Raw genomic sequence first — 21,316 nt, forward strand, 5'->3', positions numbered from 1 at the left:
TGTATAAAGTTAATTAATATAAATATTTTGATAAAAAAACCTTTAAAAATCAAACAGATTCTTAAAGGTTTATCAATGTTTATTGATTTTTATAATCTTCGTTGAGTGATGCACGACCTTTTTCATCATATACTACGTCATCATTGGTATGGCCTTTTGCCATTTTAAGATTTTTCTCAATACGTGCTTCTTCTTCTTTTTTAGAACGACTTCTATAAAAGCGTTCCTCAAAAAGCGAACCCCAAATGAGACCAAATATGACGCCAATCGTAATTACCACAATTGCGATCACTAGGATCCATTGAAGTACTCCTAACGCCATTGTGAATCACCACCTTTATATTTGAACACTATAAGAACTAGTAGTTATATATTCCCTTTATAAAGCGATTTAAATCATATTAAATATAATTTTTAAAAATAAAAAAAGAGCAAGTTAGAATTCGTTTTGAATTCATATACTTGCTCTTTTAAACAACGTTATTGTTTTAATATCTTAGTCTTTATTTTACATTAATTTTTAAATAATTTATTTCCTTAAATTATGAAATGTAATTGTATGAACTTGCTTGACTTGCTGAAATTGTACGTGTAGATACTACACCTACACCTTGATAGTTCATTTCAGATACTGTAACAGAACCATCATTATTTACACTTTCAACATATGCAACGTGACCATAACCACCTTGAGTTGTTTGCATTACAGCACCTGCTTTAGGTGTATTGTTTACAGTATAACCAGATTGCGCTGCTGCGTTAGCCCAGTTATTTGCATTACCCCAAGTGTTACCGATTGAACCACCAACTTTGTCATATACATAATATGTACATTGACCCCAAGTATAGTAATTCGCACCTGAACTTGTTTTACCTGAGAATGCTTTAGTTGAATCAGTTGATTGTGTTCTTGGTGCACTTTGAGTTGTAACTTTTATATTACTGTCTGATGTTGACGCAGTGTTAGCGCCTAATCCACCTGTCGTATTATTAGTTGTATAAGATTGATTGTTGTTTGTTGTATATGAATAATTGCTATTGTAATTATAGCTATTATTGTTGTAATTATTATAGTTAGATTGACTATTATTTGAATCATTAGTGTGATTTAAACGATCAGGACTCCAATTACCTTGCCATGTGTAATGATAGTTACCTTGTTGATCAATTGTATAAGAGTAGCTATATGAAGTTGGGTCATTAGGGTTATATCCATTATTTTCCGCTGCATGTGCGTCATGATGCGCAAATCCAACTGTAGCGATTCCGGCTGTGGCGATAGTTACTGTAGCGATTTTTTTCATAATTAAATATCCTCCTAGAAATTTAAAACATTCTTCCTTTATTTATCACGTGGCTACTTTCAAATGACATCTCAATATTCAATTACTTCGAATTATTTTTTCTCGTTAATTAACGACAAGACATACTTTATCAGATAAACAAGCGTTTGTGGGCGTTGTTAATACCTTGTAATTGAATCATAATAATACGATGATTTTTGTAATTAAATATCTCGTTTGTTACATCACTCAAAATGCTTTATTATCAGTCTTTTTATCAATTTAATCAACAGTGTCATTACAGATAGTGTAATATATCTGATTATTTTAAATATGTTTTATTTCATAAAATAAGGGAATATTATCTATTATTTTCAAGAATTTATAGCAAAAAAACGAGTGAGACAACGTTCATTTTGAATTCGTTATCTCACTCGTTTGGTTATTCATTAAATATATTGATGTTCTTTTAAGTAATTAAGAATATGTTCAACTGATTCATCTATACTCTGTGTTTCAGTATTAATAGTTATTTCAGGATGTTTTGGCGCTTCATAAGGCGCACTAATTCCTGTAAATTCTTTAATTTCACCTGAACGTGCTTTTTCATATAAACCTTTAGGGTCTCGTTTCTCACATTCTTCTACACTACACTCCGTGTATACTTCAATGAATTCTTCGTCTTCTAAGATATTACGCACTTCATCACGATCTTCTCTATATGGAGAAATAAATGCAGTAATTGCAATTGTTCCTGCATCTACAAGCAATTTACTTACTTCACCAATACGACGAATGTTTTCTTTACGGTCTTCTGGACTAAATCCTAAGTTTTTATTTAAACCGTGTCGGACATTATCACCATCTAATCGATATGAATGTTTACCTTTTTCAAATAGCGCTTTTTCAAGTGCCACAGAGATTGTTGACTTACCAGAACCAGATAAACCTGTAAACCAAATGACAGCACTTTTATGACCATTTTGGCGTTGTCTATCTTCTTTAGTTACTTCTGAATCATGCCATGTAATATTTGTTGATTGACTCATGTTATATACTCCCCCAAATTACTTTTGTCTTAATCCTTTAATTAATACTTCTGCAACTTCAGGTCTTGAGAATTCTTTTGGTAATGATTCGCCATTACGTAATTTTTCTCTTACTTTTGTACCACTTAAATGTACATGGTTTGATGCATCATGTGGACACGTTTTGGCTGTAGCCATATTGCCACATTTTTTGCAGTAAAATGCATGTTCAAATTTTAAAATATGAATATCTAATTCATCCTCAAATTGAGAGATAAGTTCTTGTGCTTCATAAGTACCATAATAATCACCAACACCTGCGTGATCACGTCCAACAATAAAGTGTGTACAACCATAATTTTTACGAACTGTAGCATGTAAAATTGCTTCACGAGGACCTGCATAACGCATCGCTGCGGGATAGATAACTAAACGTGCTCTATCTTTAGGAAAGTAATTTTTCAAGATAGCTTGATAACTTTCCATACGTACATCTGCTGGGATATCATCCGCTTTAGTTTCGCCAACTAAAGGATTTAATAATAAACCATCTACAATTTCTAATGCAGATTTTTGAATATATTCATGTGCACGATGGACAGGATTACGTGTTTGGAATCCAACTACTGTTTTCCACCCTAAATCTTTGAATAATTGGCGTGTTTCAGCAGGATCTAAATGATAATCTGAAAATTCATCATGTTTAGGACGATTTACTAATTGAATAGGACCTGCTAAATAAACGTTCCCTTTTTCATATACTTTTTTGACACCTGGATGCGCTTCTTCAGTCGTACCGTAGACATTTTGAGCTTCTTTTTCTTTATCATACGTATATTTTTCTTCAAGTTTTAAAGTACCATAAAGCACTTCATCTTCACCATATAAAGCAATATCATCACCAATATTAAGTTCATTAGCTTGTGTCTCAGTGACAGGTAAAGTGATAGGAATACTCCATACTAGTCCATTTTCAAGATGTGTATCTTCAACAACTTTTTTATAATCCGCTTCTCCCATAAATCCAGTAAGTGGACTAAAACCACCAATAGCTATTAATTCTAAATCTGAAATGGACCAAGGATTTAAAGTTAATGATTTAAAAGCGTTCGCTTTTTCAATTAATGCTTCTCTATCCTTTCCTTCTACAATTCGATTAATTAACTCTCCACCATGTGGCTTAATTGTATAATTGATAATATCTTCATTTATTGGCATTATTGATAACCTCTTTTCTAATTATTTTGATTAGTTTACTCGGTTTTATTTATAAGAAAAAGACAATTTTTTGTTGCGAATAATAGTAATAATAACTAATACAATAATCGCACAAATAATTGCGAATCGAATAACATTTGTCACTGTAGTGTCTTTGATGAAATACGTCATTAAAGCATTACTATTTGTAAAAATAATAAGACCACCTACACAGATTGCTAAAATATTAATGGGCAATATTTTAGTTAAATAGGCTGAAATTGGTGCGGCAATCATACCGCCTATACTTAATGCAATGACAAACCACCAATTAATTTGAGTAAATCCTAAAAAGATAATAAAACTTAATGATGTTGAAAGTGTTACAAAAAATTCACTTGCAGACACTGTACCAATAGCATAGCGTGGTTGAATTTTATGACTTGCAAGTAACAACGGTGTATTGACTGGTCCCCAGCCTCCACCACCGATGGCATCTAGAAAACCAGCAACGGCTCCTTGTGGAACAAGTTTCACACTACTAAGTGTTCCTACGTGTGTATGAACGTCTTTGTGACGTTTAAATAAAAACTGATACAAAATATAAAAACCCATTGAAAGTAAGAATAGTGCTATATAAGGTTTAATATAGTCACCATGTATTTGAGTTAATAATGCTGCACCGATAAATCCACTGATTGATCCTGGTATTGCGAGTTTCAACATGGTTGGCTTATGTACATTTTCAAATTTCCAATGTGATGTACCCGATGCAGCAGTCGTTGCTATTTCTGAAAAATGTACCGTTGCTGAAACAATCGCGGGTGCTATTCCGTATGTTAATAATATGGATGAGGAGGAGGCACCGAATCCCATTCCGAGTGATCCATCAACAAGTTGTGCTAAAAATCCAGCTAATGCAAATATAAACAATTTTCTCATATATCACATATCCCTTCATACCTAAACTTGTAAATGAAGCCATCGTGTGAATTCTTGTTGCTTAACCTCATCTAAATACTCATCAGATAAAATATGTTGTAATAAATCCTGTTTCCTAGATGGCTCGATTGATAATCGTTTAATTAGTTGTCTACTTTCATATAAAAAATCAATATACATTTCATATGATTCATCGTACATATCGCTTATTCTTGAAATCATTTTTTTACTCAATTTAGGACTTGCCCCATTGGTTGACACGCTAATAGAAAGTTTTCCACGTTTTAAAATACTTGGAATCGTAACATTTCCAACTTGGGCTTTCGAAGCATGATTACACAATGCATGAGGAGGAACACTTTCTAACACTTTTGTATTGACTTCGTTATTATTTGTGGCAATCACTACAAAGTCGGCATGTTCAACGTCTTGTGGCTCGAATTCTTTTTGGCTCCAAGTGATATTTTCGTTATCTAATAGTTCTTTTAAAGTTGTTGAAATAATAGGACTAACAATATGAACATCAGCACAATATTCAATTAAAGTTGAAGCTCGTTTCGTTGCAACTTTTCCGCCACCTACTATGACAATAGATTTCTGGCTTAAATCAATCATGAGCGGCATATTATTCATATTGTCGTCCTCCTATATTAGATATTTTTCAAATTATGGTAATGTCATTTCAAAATCTGATACTTGTTCTTTGAACCAGCTAATTTTTTGACGCATATTTACAACATCACCAATCACAATCATTGCAGGATTTTTGATTTCAGATGCACGTTGTACAATACTACCTAATGTTCCAGTGACTGTTTTTTGAGAAGCTGTTGTCCCTAAATGTACTAGCGCTACAGGTGTATCTACTGACTTACCATGACGCACTAATAGTTCACAAATTTCAGGCAAACGTTTTACACCCATATAAATACACAATGTTTCAGGACCATGCGCTAAATGTTCCCAATATGCTTCTTTCGTCATACCTGGTTTATTCACAGCTGTAACAAACGCAACTGATGAACTATAATCTCTATGAGTAACAGGAATTCCTGCATAAGCAGGAGCTGCAATTCCTGATGTAATACCAGGAACAATTTCAAATGGAATTTGATTATCCGCTAATATCCCTGCTTCTTCACCACCACGTCCAAAAACAAAAGGATCACCACCCTTTAACCGTGTAATAGTGTGACCTTTTTTCGCTAAATTCACTAACATACGATTTGTTTCCTCTTGTGGCAATGAATGCTTATTTGGATCTTTACCACAATAGAAGAACTTTGTGTTGGGTTTTGCAAAATCTAAAATTTCTTTATTCACTAAGCGGTCATATAAAATCACATCTGACGCTTGAATCGCTCTCATACCTTTTACAGTTATTAAATCTGGATCACCAGGTCCTGCACCTACAAGATAAACCTTTCCCATCTTATCACCCCGTTCGTCTTCTATTTCTTTAAAAATCAGCTGTGAAAATCTCTACCATCATGAACTTTAGCTACTACACCCGAACGAATAACGAAGTCTCCGAAATGTTCACCTTCGAGACGTGATTTTCCATAATCCATTAAAATTGGTCGTAAGCTTTCAAGGATTTCTTTTTCATCGATGTTTTCTTTATATAATTTATTTAAGCGATCACCGTTAAAGCTTCCACCTAAATACATATTATATTTGCCAGGCGCTTTACCAATAAATGCAATCTCAGCTAATGCAGGTCGTGCACATCCATTTGGACAACCTGTCATACGTATAGTAATCTCTTCTTCACTAACACCTGCTTCATCTAATAAATCTTCAATTTTAGATAATAGCGTTGGTAAATAACGTTCTGATTCAGCCATTGCTAAACCACAAGTTGGAAATGCTACACAAGCCATTGAATTACGTCTTAAACCACTATAATTTTTACCATCAGTTAAACCGTATTTATCAATAAGAGATTGAATATCTGCTTTTTTCTCTTCAGTTACATTAGCAATAATTAAATTTTGGTTTGGAGACAATCTAAAATCACCCGTATGTGTTTCTGCAATTTCTCTTAACGCCGTTTTTAATTTATAGTCTTCTGTATCTTTTACACGTCCATTTTGAATGAATAATGTATAATTCCATACACCTTTTTCACCTTCAATCCAACCTAAACGATCGCCATTGTGTTCAAATTTAAATTCACGAGCTTCACTAATTTCCCAGCCTAGACGCGTATTTAATTCTTTAACAATATTGTCTACACCAAAACGATCTACTGTGTATTTAAAACGTGCATTTTTACGATTTGAACGATTACCAAGATCACGTTGAATTGTAAGTAAAGCTTCACATACATCTATGACTTTGTCTTTAGGAATAAATCCAGCGATGCGTCCTACTTGAGGATATGTATCTGGATTACCATGCGTCATACCAATGCCGCCACCAATAGCCACATTAAATCCAATAAGTTCATCATTTTCTACAATTGCAATTAAACCAATATCTTGTGAAAATACATCAATATCATTGGATGGTGGTACGGCAATACCAATTTTAAATTTACGTGGCAAATATTTTTCCCCATACATTGGTTCTACTTCTTCTTTAGAATCAAGTACTTTCTCTCCATCTAACCAAATTTCATGATAGGCATTTGTTTTTGGTAATAAATGATCACTAATAGCTGTGGCATAATCAAGTATTTCTTTATTAATATTTGATTGATATGGATTTGGGTTACACATTGTATTACGATTGACATCCCCACATGCTGCAATCGTATCTAACACTGAGTCATTAATTTTTTTCATAGATGATTTTAAATTTCGTTTTAAAATACCATGAAATTGGAATGTTTGACGTGTTGTTAATTTCAATGTATGATTCGCATAATTATTAGAAATATCATCCATTGCAATCCATTGTTCAGGTGTTGCTTTACCTCCAGGTAGTCGCACACGAATCATGAAAGTATATGCAGGTTCTAATTTTTGTTTACGACGTTCATCACGTAAATCTCGGTCATCTTGTTGATAGCTCCCATGAAACTTAAGTAATTTGGTATCATCATCAGAAATAGCACCAGTTAAAGGATCAGCTAAGCTTTCTTCAATCGTACCGCGTAAATAATTACTTTCAGTTTTTAAATGTTCTAACGCATCAAGGTTTTCATTTAACTCATCAGCAATTTGTTTAATCGTTTTAGCCATTCACTCTCCACCCTTTCTTTAGTACACGTCACGTTGATAACGTTTATCTTTTTTCATTTGTTTTAAGTAACTTTCAGCTTCTTCTTCAGTTAAATTTCGTTCTTTCACTAATACATTGCGTATCGCTTGATGTACATCTTTAGCCATATTTTTTTCATCACCACAAATATAGATAGATGCACCTTTTTCTAACCACTCATTAAATTCTTTACTATGTTCAGCAATGCGATGTTGTACATACACTTTTTGATCTGTATCACGTGAGAAAGCGACATTCATTTTTTCAAGAACACCATCGTTTAACCATTCTTGCCATTCCGTTTGATATAAGAAATCAGTAGTAAAGTGTTGATCGCCGAAGAATAACCACGTATTACCTTTATAACCATATTCTTCACGTTCTTGCATATGTGCTCTAAATGGCGCAATACCTGTACCAGGTCCTATCATAATAACAGGTGTCTCTCCATCTTTAGGGAATTTAAAGTTTGGATTACGTTTAAGATAAATTGGAACAGTATCTCCTGGTTGAATACGTTCAGCAAATTGAACTGAACATACACCTGAACGATCTCTACCGTGTGTGTTATATCTTACTGCACCAACCGTAATGTGAACTTCATCAGGTAATGATTGATAACTACTTGATATAGAATATTCTCTAGGAGGTAATTTTCTAAGAATTTGATATACATCTTCAGGCTCTAATTCTTCAGGTGGGAAATCATTCAGTAAATCAATAAAATCTCTACCTTCAATATAGTTTTGTATCCACTCACTATCTTGAACTTTGTCTTCTAACGTTTCATTATCAAAATATGCTGCTGCATTTTGAAGTAATGGTCTCGTTAATTTTGTAATTTCAAAGTAAGATGTTAATGCTTCTTCTAATGAAATCGTATCTCCATCTTCTGAGATTTGAATTTGATCTCCCGGATCCCATCCTAATGTACTTATCAGTAATTCAACTAAAGCTGGATCATTTTGTGGTAAAACGACTAAGCAATCTCCTACTTCATATTCTTCACCAAAATTATCTAATAAGAACTCAATATGACGTGTTTCTTTATTAGATCCTCTACCATTTAAATTAATATTTTCTAATACTTCAGCTTGGTATGGATTTGCCTTTGAGTATTTTTTTTCTTTTGCAGATTTAATTGATTCACTTACAACTTGTTCACTTTGTGTACCTTCAGGTGCTGAGTCAATAGTATTAATGACATTAGCCATCCATTTTTCAGCATCTTCTTCATAGTCAACATCACAATCAACACGTTCATATAATCGTTCGGCACCAAGTTCTTCAAGTTTTTTATCAAAATCTCTACCTGTTTGGCAGAAGAATTCGTAGGTTTGATCACCTAATGCAAGTACTGAAAATCTCACTCCCTCTAATTTAGGTGCCTTTCTACCATGAATAAATTCATGTAATTCGGCTGCATTATCCGGTGGATCTCCTTCACCTTGTGTGGAAGTAATAATAAATAAATCTTCAACATTTTTAAGATTTTTAGGTTTAAATTCATCCATTGCTTTTAACGTTACATTATGTCCAATATTTGAAAGACGTTCTTCAAATATTTCTGCTAAACCTTGCGCATTTCCTGTTTCTGAACCATATAGTAATGTAATCGCACGTTTTTCAGGTTGAATTGTTGGTTCATTTTGTTGAAGCATTGTTTCAGTATCCTTTGAAACAGCTCCTATTTGCGAACCCTGTGTCTCAGATGTTCCTGATGTAAGTTGTTGATTTGCGACTAAATAGCCACTTAACCATACTTTTTGTTCTGGCGTAAGTGTCTGTAACAATTCATTAATTTGTGTGGCTTGTCCTTCAGTAAAAGGACTGTTGGTAACACTTAGATTCAATTCATCCACCTCTATCATTTCAATCTTTATTTTATTTAAAATACTTACTATCTCTATATTATGTAATCTATATTCGACTTTCCAGTAAAAATCGAATATAGAATATTTTTAAATACTTATCAGAATACTATGTTTTTTGTATAAAATTTTTTAAACCTTACATCACGGTTTATCTGCAACATGAAGTCCACATTCTGTTTTTTCAAAACTTGACCAACGTCCTGCTCTGGAATCATCAGAATTGAATACTGGCGCTGTACAAGGAATACAACCAATACTTGGATAATGCTGGTCATGAAGTTCATTATAAGGTAAATCATGTTGTTTAATATAATCCCAAACTTCATCTTCCGTCCAATAAATTAAAGGACATACTTTAATCGATTTAAAACGTTCATCTTTATTAATGAAATTAGTTTTAGCACGAGTCGGAGATTGATCTCTTCGTAGTCCCGAAATCCAGGCAATCGCACCACCTAATACCTCTTCTAAAGGTTTAATTTTACGAATATAACAACATTGATTTGGATTATTTTTCCATAATGCAGGATTGTATTTCTTAGCTTGTTCTTCAAGCGTCAATTCTGGTTTCTTCATTTCAATACATAACTTAGGAAAACGTTCTTTTACTCTATCAATTAAATCGTATGTTTCTTGAAAATGTAAATCTGTATCTAAAAATACAATTTGAGCATCTGGTTTAATTTGATAAATCAAATGAATAAGTACCATGCTCTCTGCCCCAAAACTACATGAGTAAACGATATCTTCACCATACGTAGTATAAGCCCATTTTAAAATTTCATAGGCACCCTTTGTCGCGTCGTCAGTAGAAATGGAGTCAATAAATGGATCGCCATCCAAACTCTCATACGTTATCTTTGATACTGACATAAACCTATGATCCCTCCTCAGTATTTACAAATTTATTAATCTAATACCTATCAGAATTGTCAGAATAATATGCTAATACTTTAACGAGTTTTGAGGAGAAAGTCAAGAAAGTTTAGGGAATATTTACTTTAAAATAAACATACATTTTTTTCGAACTAAAAAATAATATTAATAAAAAAGTGCAATATCCTGTTATGGAATCGCACTTTTTTTAATTAATATTCTCGAACTACAAATATAAGTTTTATTTTATTCCTACTTAAATAAATACCTACTTCATAACCGTTTTTTTCATTATTGAAGCAACTCCAACTGTAATTACTACCTTTTCTTTAAAACTAGGATTATAATTAACTACTAAATCCTTGTAATCAATTCATAATCTATACACTCTATATGAATTTTATATTTTCCGACTATCTTTTTAACTTCCTTTTCAGTCATACTTGAAAAACTATATATCCATTCATACTTATATTTATTCATGATTTCAAATGACTTTAAAGATATTTTCTATAAATTTATTATAGTATGTAAAAATAATAATGAAGTGTTTCTCACTTCATTATTACTAACTAGTTATTCTTTTCATAACGTACTTTTTGACGGTAACCATATGTGCTTTCTTTAATTAATTGATCATTAAGCAATCCTGCGCCTATTGCTCCTGCAACAGTAGATATTGAGGTTGCAAACCAAGGAATACTTAAATAAAGTTGGACACTGGCTGGTCCTTTTAAACCTACTTGTTGTCCTAAGAATCCTGGAGGTAATAAAACAAGCTCTGCAATTAAGAATAATAAATATAAAATCATATAATATATAACAATGGCTATCAATAAAGTCATGATGGTTGTTAAATTATATAACATTACAATTCTTTTATGCTTAGCTTTTTTTGTAGATTCCCATAGACCATGGGATACCATGATCCAAACGAGCATACCTAAAATTGCCATGATGGAAATTCCAAATAATCGCCATACAGAAAAATCAAGCCCCATATTCCACATGGTTGAAAAAATCAATCCGAATGCACCTGTCGTAAAAGCAATCGCTACAATATTACTTAAACTTGCCATCATATTCAGTGGGTTATTCGCAAAGGTCATTCCACTGACAAGTCGTATCATTCCAAGACTACGTGAATTTGATAAATATCTTAAATGATTGTTTCCTGTTTCTTTTAAATGTACTTCTGTTTTCTCAATACGTGAAAAAGGAAATTGTTTATTGATTTCTTTCTTAACCCTATTATTGTCATCATAACCCACATGCTCTCTTTCAGAATAATGAAGTTCATTAATAATGGTTACGATAGCATGTTTAAAACGATTCTTTACAGGACGCCATCCAAAAGCAGGATATGAGAATATTGCAGCGCCATTTTCTTTATTAATATCTAAAGCAAGTACGTTTTGATGATAGAACATAGGTAAGTCTGTAATTCCTACAACATAATCCCATTCTCTTTTATTATGATAATCTTGAATTTTTTTGAATATTTCCTCCACACTTTCCGCAAAACCAGTAAGAGGATCCACCACGAGATCAACTTTCCAGTCACGTTGATGATTATCCTGTTCTGATAATATATTGGGGATGTCATTAATTAAACTTTGTGCTAATTTCTCTGTCACTCCTGGCGCCACAACGAGACCAATTACTTTTTCTCCACTCATGTTGTCTCCTCCTCTCTATGATCTTGTTTTTTATGTTCATCTTGGTGGTTATCATTATTTTGTTTATTGGATGCACTTTCTTTAACTTGTTGATTTGATGCATCATGAGAAGATGATTGAGCTTGTTCTTTTTCTTTCTTCTCTTGTTCTGCTTCTTTATAACGATGATATTGTCGATACGAATAAGTAATCTGACGGATTTTTTCTTCATTCTCGACGGTAGACCCCATTGCCCCAGCAAGTAAACCTAGTGAAGATACAAACCATACTAATTTTACATAATTTATAAATGTAAAATGAGGATGTGCGCTGGTCCATTGATTAAATAAACTTGGTGGAACAAACAATGATACACTTACCGCTAATAAAAGATATAAAATAATATAATTTAAAAATGTAATAATAAATAATGTAAATATGGTAGTGAAATTATAAATATAGCGATACACACGCTGTGATTTAGCTGTTTTACGTTCAATTAATTGATGTGCATAGAGTAACCAGCCTGTCATACCTAGGATAGCAATAAGCATAAGTATAATAAATCTTATTATGGAGTACTGTATACTCAGTTCCCAAGGCATGGAGAAAATCGATACATAAGTCCCAGTTGCAAAAGCAACTGAAATAATCTTTTTGAAATTAAAAATATTTTTCCATGGTTCATTTGCACGTGTGAGTCCTAAAATCAGTTGAATCCAACTGAGAATAAACCATCGATGAATATAACGTTGTTTGGGCGTTTCATCTTCATTGGGTTCTACTGCTTTAGGATGTATAAGAGGATGAATTTTGGGAGCCACTCTTGAAGTTGAATAATACAATTGTTCAATAATAGAAGTTAAACTATTTCTTAATTTTCGTCGTAAGTCTATCCAACCTAATGAAGGTAAAGATAGCATCGCTACTTGTTTATCATTATTAAAATCACTAATCACTACTTTATTTCCAGAAATACTTGGTAAATCTGTAATACATACAACAAAATCCCAATCATGTTTCTCTTTCATCTTTGCCGCTTTATCAATACTTTCATGTACATCTTCAGCTGAGCCAATCATTAAATCAACGTGGAGTTGAAATACCCATTCTTGTTGATCATTCACACGTTGATTCAGCTGTTCTTTTATATCTGGAATAACAGATTCTACATGTTTATGAGACACACCAGGTGAAGGTATCAAACCGATTTTGTGCATTGTGTTATCCTCCTTTCTTTATCAATATAAAGAGCAAGGTGTACGTCGAAAAAGTCTACTCTTTTCAAACGTACACCTATTTATATATGATTATTTAGCAAGTACAAGTGGTGAAAAGATAATGTAAGCAAGTACCACTAAACCTAGAACAATACCGCCTGTAACATAACGATATTTCCAAGGTGTAAGATCTACTTTAGCTTTATTAGTATTTAAGTCAAACGTATTGGAAGGTTTAAATTTATTAAAGACAAGTATAATAGCTAAATCAATAAAGAACATAAAACTAAAAGTATATAGATAATTTAATTGTGGCACCATAAAACTAATTGCAGCATATAACACAATGTGTGTAACTAAAGCAACTTTAGCGCCTAATTTAGATGTATGCTTAGAATAAAATGCAACTAAGACCAATGCAAGTACCGGCATACTATACACACCATTGAACTGTTGTACAATCGCATATAATCCACTTGGGAAAAGTGCAATAAGTGGAGATATACCTACTACAATGATGCCAATCACAACTGTCGCGATATGCCCGACACGTGCAATATGTTGATCCGAAGCACGCTTACCAAAAATAGGTTTATAAAAGTCTAAAGTAAAGAGTGTTGTTGTACTGTTTAATGATCCTACGAATGAACTTAATATGGCTCCAAAAATAACTGCTCCGAACAGACCATAACCCCAATCAGGTAAAATCGCCTGAATCAATGCGGGATAAGCATTATCATTAGATGTTATACCCCCATTGAAATAATTATATGCAATGATACCTGGAATTACTGTAAAAATAGGACCAAATACTTTAAATAAACTTAAATATATCGCACCTTTTTGTGCTTCTTTTAAATTCTTACCAGCTAATGCTTTTTGCACAATCATTTGGTTCGCACACCAAAAGAATAAATTATTAAAGAACATACCAAAGAATAATGTTGGCCATGGAACAACATCTGAATCAATGGCTCCAAAAGCGTTTAGTTTTTCAGGCGTACGTTGGACCATGTGGTCGAACCCTTTTACAAAATTCCCATCACCTAAATGATGTAAACCTAAAATTGTAATAATCAAACCACCTATAATTAATCCGACACCATAGATTGAATCACTAAATGCACTCAGTGACAAACCACCGATGAATAAATAGATAACGCCTACTGCACCAATGACAAACGCAATAATAATCGTTGCTGTTGCATCACTTACTCCTAAGTATTTTCCAATATTAAACATTTTATTAAATACTAATGAACCAGAATATAAGACAACTGGTAAAAATGATACAACATAAGTGAAAATAAATAATATAGAAACGAAACGTTTAGTAAAGGTACCATAACGCATTTCAAGCAATTCAGAAATGGTATCCACACCGTACCTTAAATATTTTGGTAAGAATATCCATGCAAGTAAGACAACTGCTACAGCAGCTGTGACTTCCCAAGCCATCACTTCCATACCCTTACCATAACTTTGACCATTCTGTCCTACAATTTGTTCTGTAGATAGATTAGTCATAATAATCGTTGAGGCAATCGTAAATCCTGTTAAACTATTGCCTCCCATAAAATAGCCATCTGCACTATCAGTCTTTATTTTTCTTGAACGCCAAAACGCATAAAGACTGACCCCCATAACAACGGCTAAAAATAAAATAATTGCTAGCCAATTCATAATAAGTGTCGCTCTCCTCAATATTTTATTTATAAAAAATAAAAACGTTAAATCTTCATTCAACGTTAAACTGTTTATTACTTATCCTATAAAGCACCTATTTAGGGTAACTTCTATTTTAAATACGGTATATCTGATTTTCAATCATATAATTGAAAATTATTATAAAAATAAATTATATAAATTTTTATTTTTATATTCAAATAAAAAAGCAATCAATATAATCTTTAATGGGAGCGCTTGACTTCTGATAATAGAAGTCATAAAGTGAAACTATAGTTAAATCATATGCACTAGGGGTGTTTTAAAACTGAGATGAGGTGTAACCTCAAACCCTTTGAACCTGAACTAGCTTATACTAGCGTAGGAAAGTGTCTTATAAAATAAGATGACCTGTTGAGATGTGTCAAACTGTTCTCAATAATGATAGATCTATTTTAATGCAACTTTCCTAATGTGAAGGTTGCATATTTTTTTACTGTAAATGAAGTAAATGGAGGCACGATATTTATGACGAGAACAGTATTAGTAACTGGAAGTAGCCGTGGTTTAGGTGCGGTCATTGCAAAAACATTAGCTACACAAGGATTTGAAGTCATCATTAATTACAACCAAAGTCGTGAAGCGGCTGAGGCACTTGCAGAGGAGCTCGGTGACAAAGCTATCGCAATTCAAGCAGATGTAACACAACGTGATGAAGTTGATCGTTTAGTGAATGAGGCAACACATCATTTTGGAAAAATTGACGTTGTTGTCAATAACGCATTAGTTAATTTTAAATTCGATCCTAATGCTCAAAAGCCCTTTAAAGATTTAACATGGGAAGACTACCAACAACAAATTGATGGTACCCTAAAAGGCGCTTTTAATGTTACTCAAAGTGTCATTCCACAATTTATAGAGCGTGGTTCTGGTGCCATTGTAAGCATTGGCACAAATTTATATCAACATCCCGTTGTACCATATCATGAATACACAACAGCTAAAGCTGGGTTGATTGGATTCACGCGTAATGTTGCAGCCGAATTAGGGCAATATGGTATTACTGCTAATGTAGTGTCAGGAGGGTTGCTTAAAACAACTGATGCTAGTGCTGTCACTACACCAGACGTTTTTGATTTAATTGCACAGACGACTCCATTACGTAAAGTGACTACCCCACAAGATGTTGCTAATATGGTTGCTTATTTAAGTAGCGAAGCAGCAAATGGTATGACTGGTCAAAATATTACTGTCGATGGTGGTTTAACCATGAATTAATATAGGACTGGTCTTCCTTATCTTAGAATAGAAATAAAATGAACATTGGAGTGAGAAATTAAATTGACTCATCAACATCAACTTCATCTCGGTGTATTGATCTATGGGTGTGGTCATCATCAAGCTGCTTGGCAACTTCCCAATTCAAGTATTGAACGTATCGGTGATATTCAATACTATCAAGAATTAGCTCAGTTATCTGAAAAAGGATTGTTAGACGTAGTTTTTTTCGCAGATAATCAGTCTTTTATCCCTAGCTATACTTCGATGCCAAGTTTTTGGTTTGATCCACTGATTAACCTAACTGCTATATCTCAAGTCACACAACATGTTGGATTAGTTCCTACGATTTCAAGTACATTTTCTAATCCATTCACTGCAGCACGTCAGTTACTTAGTTTAGATCATATTAGTGGTGGACGAGTGGGATGGAATTTAGTCACTTCCATGACAGATGTCGAAGCTCAAAATCACAGCATGGACCATCTACCTAATCATGATGAACGCTATAAGAAGGCTGAAGAGTTTGCTCAAGTCATGAACGGATTGTTTGATTCTTGGCATACTGAAGATTTCAAACCCAACCGGCATCATCATACAATGATCAATCGCAATATCAACCCGCTTCACTACAATGGTAAATATTTTCAAGTTCATGGACCATTGACAACGCCAAGTAGCATTCAGGGAAAACCTGTGGCCATGCAAGCAGGTGCATCTAAACAAGGTATTGCATTAGCTACAAAATATGCAGATGCAGTATATTCTGTTTCTTGGAATATGAAGCAAGCAAAACGGTATCGCGAGCGCTTAGATAGTGAAATGGCACAACGTGGCCATCAGCGTTCTATTAAAGTCTTTCCTGGACTAGTCACTTATGTAGGTCATACACATGAAGAAGCATTGAAAAAGAAAGCAGAACTTGATCAACGACTTCCTATCAAAGCCGCTTTAAAGCAACTCAGTTTTTTCATTCAACAAGACTGTAGTCAGTGGGAATTAGATGCTCCTGTGCCTAAACTACCTTCTTTAGAAGAGTTTAACGGTCCCGTTGGTCGATATGAAACCATCTTAGAAATTATTCAAGATAAGCAACCTACTGTCAGAGAATTGCTAAGTTACCTTAATGCGGGTGGTGGACATCTGACACTCATAGGTACGCCAAAAGAAATTGTAGATGAAATGGAACGCTGGTTTAATGAAGGTGTTGCAGATGGATTTAACTTAATGCCACCTTCTTTACCAGATAGTTTAAACGACGTAGTTACACTCATTGTACCTGAATTACAACGTCGTGGCTTATATCGACATCAGTATAAAGGTTCTACACTAAGAGAACACTTAGATTTAATTTAATGTCTAATATATTTTATCCAAACCATATAGTAGAAATTAACGTAAAAAGCGATGGTATTAACTTAGGAATACCATCGCTTATATATATCATATTATTAATATTTGTATGGATCGTTATCTTTTTCTTCTTGAAGCTTTCTTGCTTCATCTTGAATAAAATCATTACTTTGTTGATTCGTTTTATGATTTGAATAACGTTGATCACGATAGTCGTCATCATTTGAATCATTTACGTGTGTATCGTGCTCTTTTTCATTATTATTGTCCACTGCTTGATCTTTATTTGAATAATGATCTTTAATATAACGTTGTTGTTGTCTTTCTTCTTCTTCATTCAAAATGAATGCATTATTATTTGCATTTACATCATGATGATCTCTTTTGTAATGATCATTATAATCAGCATTGCCATACATATCATGCTTAGGTTTACGAACAAGTAACATAATACCTGCAATTAACCATAAAATTAAACTGATCCAGTTTGTAGCAATCGCTAAAATACCTGCAATAATTAATAAGATACCTGCAAGTTTAGGCTTTTTATTAATTAAAATACCGCCAATAATTGCAAGAATTAATGGGATGAACGCGCCCCATGTAAAGAAATTAAATAAACCGCCTAATGCATCCATACCATTATTTATTTCTGTTATAGAAACCTCATTGCCTTGCTTTTGTGTTTCATTAATAATTTGTTCTTTAAAATCAGCATTACCAATAAATGGTTTAATCATTAAAAACATAATTGCAACTAATGCTTGAATTGCGACACCTATCCAAGTAAGGACGTGTTCCCCTGTACGTTTAATGTTATTGTTACCATTTCTATTTGTTGCATCATCATATTGTTTCGCCATTATTCCGCCTCCTTTTTTATCCTTATACCCTACTGCCTAAAGTCTTACACTCATTTATATATAAGAATGAGGATTTCTTTTTACTAATATATCAACGATGAATGAGACGATAATATACACGAGACGTCATTACATACATCAAAGCATAGATTATCATTACAAACACTAAGACACCGATATAAGTTGTTAAGAATAATTTTATATCATTAACATCTAAAATACCAAGCAAAGTATAAATCATTTTAGAAGCACATAGTACATGTATCATAGATACTATAATAGGTAAAGTAAAAATAATAACTACTTGGTCATTAATAACAGATCTAATCCGTTCTTCTTCTAAACCTACTTGACGCATAATTCGATAGTTTTTCCGATCTTCATATCCCTCAGCAATATTTTTGTAATACATCATCGTAAATGTACCAATCATTAAGACTAAAGAAACAATAGTTCCAACAAAAATGAGACCACCATAAATATCAAACATATCCTTATTTAATTCATCTTTATTATCAATTTGAATATCATATTGTTTCATCAATTTAGACTTAATATGATCTATGGACTGTGTATCTTTTGTTTTAAGATTAAAAGCAATGTATGAGTTAATATTTGCTGTTGTTTGATAATAATGAATCAATTGACGTTGTTGATTTACATTATGAGTAACAAGTGTGACTCCACCTGGAACTGGAAATGAAAAATGATCTCCTTTTAACTGATTTGTTTTAAATGTTTGATTCATTAATTTGATATGGTCTAATTTTTGAAACATGAAATGATTCGCTAATATTCCCATTTCATTATGTTTAAGTCTCAGGTGCGTATGATTGATTGTATTGTAATCTTTCTGATTCATTACAATTAAATATATACTATTTAAATCCAATGGACTGTTTTCATTATCTCGCTTTACAAATGAACCCTTCTTATAAGTGACTGCAACACTTCCACTTGTATATTCCCTGAAAGCATCAACATCAGCATGTCTCTTAATCTCATTTTCTAGCTGACGTACTTTATGTTTGCTCGTAGTACTATGATGCACATCTCCACTCAATTCAATACGATATTGTGTTGACATTAAATGATTCGCACGTTGGTCTACACTACGATATGTAGCGACGCTCATTCCTAGAGTCACAATAAGAAAAGTACATAGCATGGTTAAACTAGCCAAACCAATAGAATTAGAATTCATTCTTGAACGTAATCCAGAAATAGTAAAAAAATATTTAGGTCGATAATAAATACTTGGAATCTTTTGAAGCCAATCTATCACTAAGACACTCAATGATATAAATAAGCAATATGTTCCTATTGTCACTAAAATAAGGGCAATAAAAATATTACGTAGTGAAACCAAAATGAGTGTATCTTTTAAGGCAATCATATAACTGTCAACAACAGTTATGATCCCAACAATCAATAAGATATAGAGTAAAGGTTTGGACCATTGTTTTTCCGTTGGATGTTGTTGTTGTATTAACTTAATAGGACTTTGAAATGTGATTTTTATATTGTTGACAATAAATAAAAATAGCATCATTATTGCTAACATCAACAAGGTGTATCTCATTGCACTTATATCAAATGGATATTTTTTTAAAGATACATGCGTATAACCTAATATTCTATTTAACGACATATAAGTTAATGCACCAAATAAGTAACCACCTATAATACTCAGACACCCAATGATAATATATTGATACATTCCTTCTATAAACAGCATTAACCTAAAATGCTTTTTTTCCATACCCAAAATCATATTCATGGCCAGCTCTTTTTGACGACGTCGCATAATAAAACGATTAGCATAAAGAATAAAAAGGAGTCCAAATAGACACATAAAAAAATTTCCTATACTAATAAAAACTGGAATAACATCACTATGCTTATGAATCGAAGTATTCATGTTTAAGGATAATAAAATAAATTCAATCCCAAATAATGTACTGATTACTAAAATAAATGGAATTATAATATGACGCTGTGTCTTAAAATTCTGAATGACTAACGTCCAAACCAAGCGAAAAGTCATTTTAATCACCACTTTCGTGAAGCATTGCTAAACTATCAGCAATACGTTTTTGAAACTCTGATTGTAGTTCCTCCCCACGATAAATTTCATGATATAAACGGCCATCTTTAATGAATAAAATACGTTTGGCATAGGAAGCATCCACAGCCGAATGTGTCACCATTAAAATGGTTTGCTCATTTTTATTAATGTCTCTAAATAGTTCCATAATCGTTTTAGACGTTTTAGAATCAAGTGCACCTGTAGGCTCATCTGCGAGTAACAAATCTGGTTCATTAATCAGTGCTCGACAGATAGCCACGCGTTGTTGTTCGCCTCCTGATATTTCAAAAGGATATTTATTAAGAAGTGGTTCAATATGTAACTGATAACTTAAGCGATAAAGACGATGACGCATCGTTTGATGTGAGCGATTCGCAAGTACAAGTGGCATTAAAATATTATCTTTATTTGTCATCGTCGGTAAAATATTAAAATCCTGAAAAACAAAACCTAAATGGTCTCGACGGAAATAAGCGATTTCTTTATTACGTAATTGACGGATATTTTGCGCGTCAATCGTTATCGTACCTTCAGTAGCTTTATCATAAGTTGCAATTAAATTAAGTAAAGTGGACTTCCCAGATCCAGATTCACCCATAATCGCTACAAACTCACCCCTATCCACATTAAATGAAATCCCATTTAATGCGGTAGTAGCATTCAGGCCTCTTCCAAATATTTTTTTTACATTATTCACGTCTAACAACATGATATCCATGCTTCCTTTCTTTTCATTGAACTCTTTAATTTATCACTTACTTCTATCATAAAACAAAAAGAAAC

The 21,316-nt window shown here is 33.0% G+C and carries 18 protein-coding genes and 1 riboswitch; of the genes, 2 read left to right on the forward strand and 16 right to left on the reverse strand.

Annotated elements, in window-relative coordinates:
- Positions 1-79: 79 nt before the first annotated feature.
- The 13 genes from HMPREF3046_RS06080 to HMPREF3046_RS06140 all read right to left on the reverse strand — a co-directional run bounded on the left by HMPREF3046_RS06080 (position 80) and on the right by HMPREF3046_RS06140 (position 14,968).
- Positions 80-322, reverse strand: coding sequence for a hypothetical protein (locus HMPREF3046_RS06080; protein WP_070717527.1), 243 nt, complete (start codon positions 320-322; stop codon positions 80-82).
- Positions 323-542: 220 nt separating this feature from the next.
- A complete protein-coding gene (locus tag HMPREF3046_RS06085; RefSeq protein WP_070717531.1) occupies positions 543-1,304 on the reverse strand; it encodes a CHAP domain-containing protein in 762 nt (253 codons plus the stop codon).
- A 428-nt stretch (positions 1,305-1,732) separates the two neighbouring features.
- Positions 1,733-2,332 (reverse strand): adenylyl-sulfate kinase, encoded by a 600-nt coding sequence (gene cysC, locus HMPREF3046_RS06090; RefSeq protein WP_070717534.1) that lies wholly within the window; start codon positions 2,330-2,332, stop codon positions 1,733-1,735.
- An 18-nt stretch (positions 2,333-2,350) separates the two neighbouring features.
- Positions 2,351-3,529: a sulfate adenylyltransferase gene (gene sat, locus HMPREF3046_RS06095; protein WP_070717537.1), complete on the reverse strand. Its 1,179-nt coding sequence runs from the start codon at positions 3,527-3,529 to the stop codon at positions 2,351-2,353.
- A gap of 45 nt (positions 3,530-3,574) precedes the next feature.
- Complete coding sequence (locus tag HMPREF3046_RS06100; protein ID WP_070717546.1) at positions 3,575-4,450, reverse strand: sulfite exporter TauE/SafE family protein; 876 nt, start codon at positions 4,448-4,450, stop codon at positions 3,575-3,577.
- A gap of 21 nt (positions 4,451-4,471) precedes the next feature.
- Positions 4,472-5,083, reverse strand: a complete 612-nt coding sequence (locus tag HMPREF3046_RS06105) for an NAD(P)-binding protein (protein ID WP_070717548.1) — start codon at positions 5,081-5,083, stop codon at positions 4,472-4,474.
- Between the two features lie 33 nt (positions 5,084-5,116).
- Complete coding sequence (gene cobA, locus HMPREF3046_RS06110; RefSeq protein ID WP_070717551.1) at positions 5,117-5,881, reverse strand: uroporphyrinogen-III C-methyltransferase; 765 nt, start codon at positions 5,879-5,881, stop codon at positions 5,117-5,119.
- Positions 5,882-5,916: 35 nt separating this feature from the next.
- Positions 5,917-7,638 carry an assimilatory sulfite reductase (NADPH) hemoprotein subunit gene (cysI, locus tag HMPREF3046_RS06115; RefSeq protein ID WP_070717552.1) on the reverse strand — a complete coding sequence of 574 codons (1,722 nt, stop codon included), beginning with the start codon at positions 7,636-7,638 and terminating at the stop codon, positions 5,917-5,919.
- Between the two features lie 18 nt (positions 7,639-7,656).
- Positions 7,657-9,510, reverse strand: coding sequence for an assimilatory sulfite reductase (NADPH) flavoprotein subunit (locus HMPREF3046_RS06120; protein WP_070717555.1), 1,854 nt, complete (start codon positions 9,508-9,510; stop codon positions 7,657-7,659).
- 162 nt (positions 9,511-9,672) lie between these two features.
- A complete protein-coding gene (locus HMPREF3046_RS06125) occupies positions 9,673-10,404 on the reverse strand; it encodes a phosphoadenylyl-sulfate reductase (RefSeq protein ID WP_070717558.1) in 732 nt (243 codons plus the stop codon).
- Between the two features lie 575 nt (positions 10,405-10,979).
- The gene (locus tag HMPREF3046_RS06130) at positions 10,980-12,086 is read right to left on the reverse strand and encodes a 5,10-methylene-tetrahydrofolate dehydrogenase (protein ID WP_070717561.1); all 1,107 of its coding nucleotides are present in this window, start codon (positions 12,084-12,086) and stop codon (positions 10,980-10,982) included.
- Positions 12,083-13,285, reverse strand: coding sequence for a 5,10-methylene-tetrahydrofolate dehydrogenase (locus HMPREF3046_RS06135; protein ID WP_070717564.1), 1,203 nt, complete (start codon positions 13,283-13,285; stop codon positions 12,083-12,085). Before HMPREF3046_RS06135 ends, HMPREF3046_RS06130 begins: the two co-directional genes overlap by 4 nt.
- A gap of 90 nt (positions 13,286-13,375) precedes the next feature.
- Positions 13,376-14,968 (reverse strand): solute:sodium symporter family transporter, encoded by a 1,593-nt coding sequence (locus tag HMPREF3046_RS06140; protein WP_070717567.1) that lies wholly within the window; start codon positions 14,966-14,968, stop codon positions 13,376-13,378.
- A 285-nt stretch (positions 14,969-15,253) separates the two neighbouring features.
- Positions 15,254-15,355: riboswitch (TPP riboswitch) on the forward strand.
- A 123-nt stretch (positions 15,356-15,478) separates the two neighbouring features.
- On the opposite strand from HMPREF3046_RS06140, the gene HMPREF3046_RS06145 reads away from it, so the two are divergent.
- Both HMPREF3046_RS06145 and HMPREF3046_RS06150 read left to right on the forward strand, forming a co-directional pair.
- Complete coding sequence (locus tag HMPREF3046_RS06145; protein WP_070717572.1) at positions 15,479-16,228, forward strand: 3-oxoacyl-ACP reductase; 750 nt, start codon at positions 15,479-15,481, stop codon at positions 16,226-16,228.
- Between the two features lie 63 nt (positions 16,229-16,291).
- A complete protein-coding gene (locus HMPREF3046_RS06150) occupies positions 16,292-17,584 on the forward strand; it encodes an LLM class flavin-dependent oxidoreductase (protein WP_070717575.1) in 1,293 nt (430 codons plus the stop codon).
- 95 nt (positions 17,585-17,679) lie between these two features.
- Here HMPREF3046_RS06150 and HMPREF3046_RS06155 read toward each other — a convergent pair whose 3' ends face one another.
- From HMPREF3046_RS06155 to HMPREF3046_RS06165, 3 genes are all read right to left on the reverse strand, one after another.
- Positions 17,680-18,444, reverse strand: coding sequence for a DUF4064 domain-containing protein (locus tag HMPREF3046_RS06155; RefSeq protein ID WP_070717579.1), 765 nt, complete (start codon positions 18,442-18,444; stop codon positions 17,680-17,682).
- Between the two features lie 91 nt (positions 18,445-18,535).
- Positions 18,536-20,491 carry an FtsX-like permease family protein gene (locus HMPREF3046_RS06160; RefSeq protein ID WP_070717581.1) on the reverse strand — a complete coding sequence of 652 codons (1,956 nt, stop codon included), beginning with the start codon at positions 20,489-20,491 and terminating at the stop codon, positions 18,536-18,538.
- Between the two features lies 1 nt (position 20,492).
- Positions 20,493-21,242: an ABC transporter ATP-binding protein gene (locus HMPREF3046_RS06165; protein ID WP_002449305.1), complete on the reverse strand. Its 750-nt coding sequence runs from the start codon at positions 21,240-21,242 to the stop codon at positions 20,493-20,495.
- Positions 21,243-21,316 lie beyond the last annotated feature (74 nt).

Source organism: Staphylococcus sp. HMSC070D05 (assembly GCF_001815595.1).
Taxonomy (GTDB): Bacteria; Bacillota; Bacilli; order Staphylococcales; family Staphylococcaceae; genus Staphylococcus; species Staphylococcus hominis.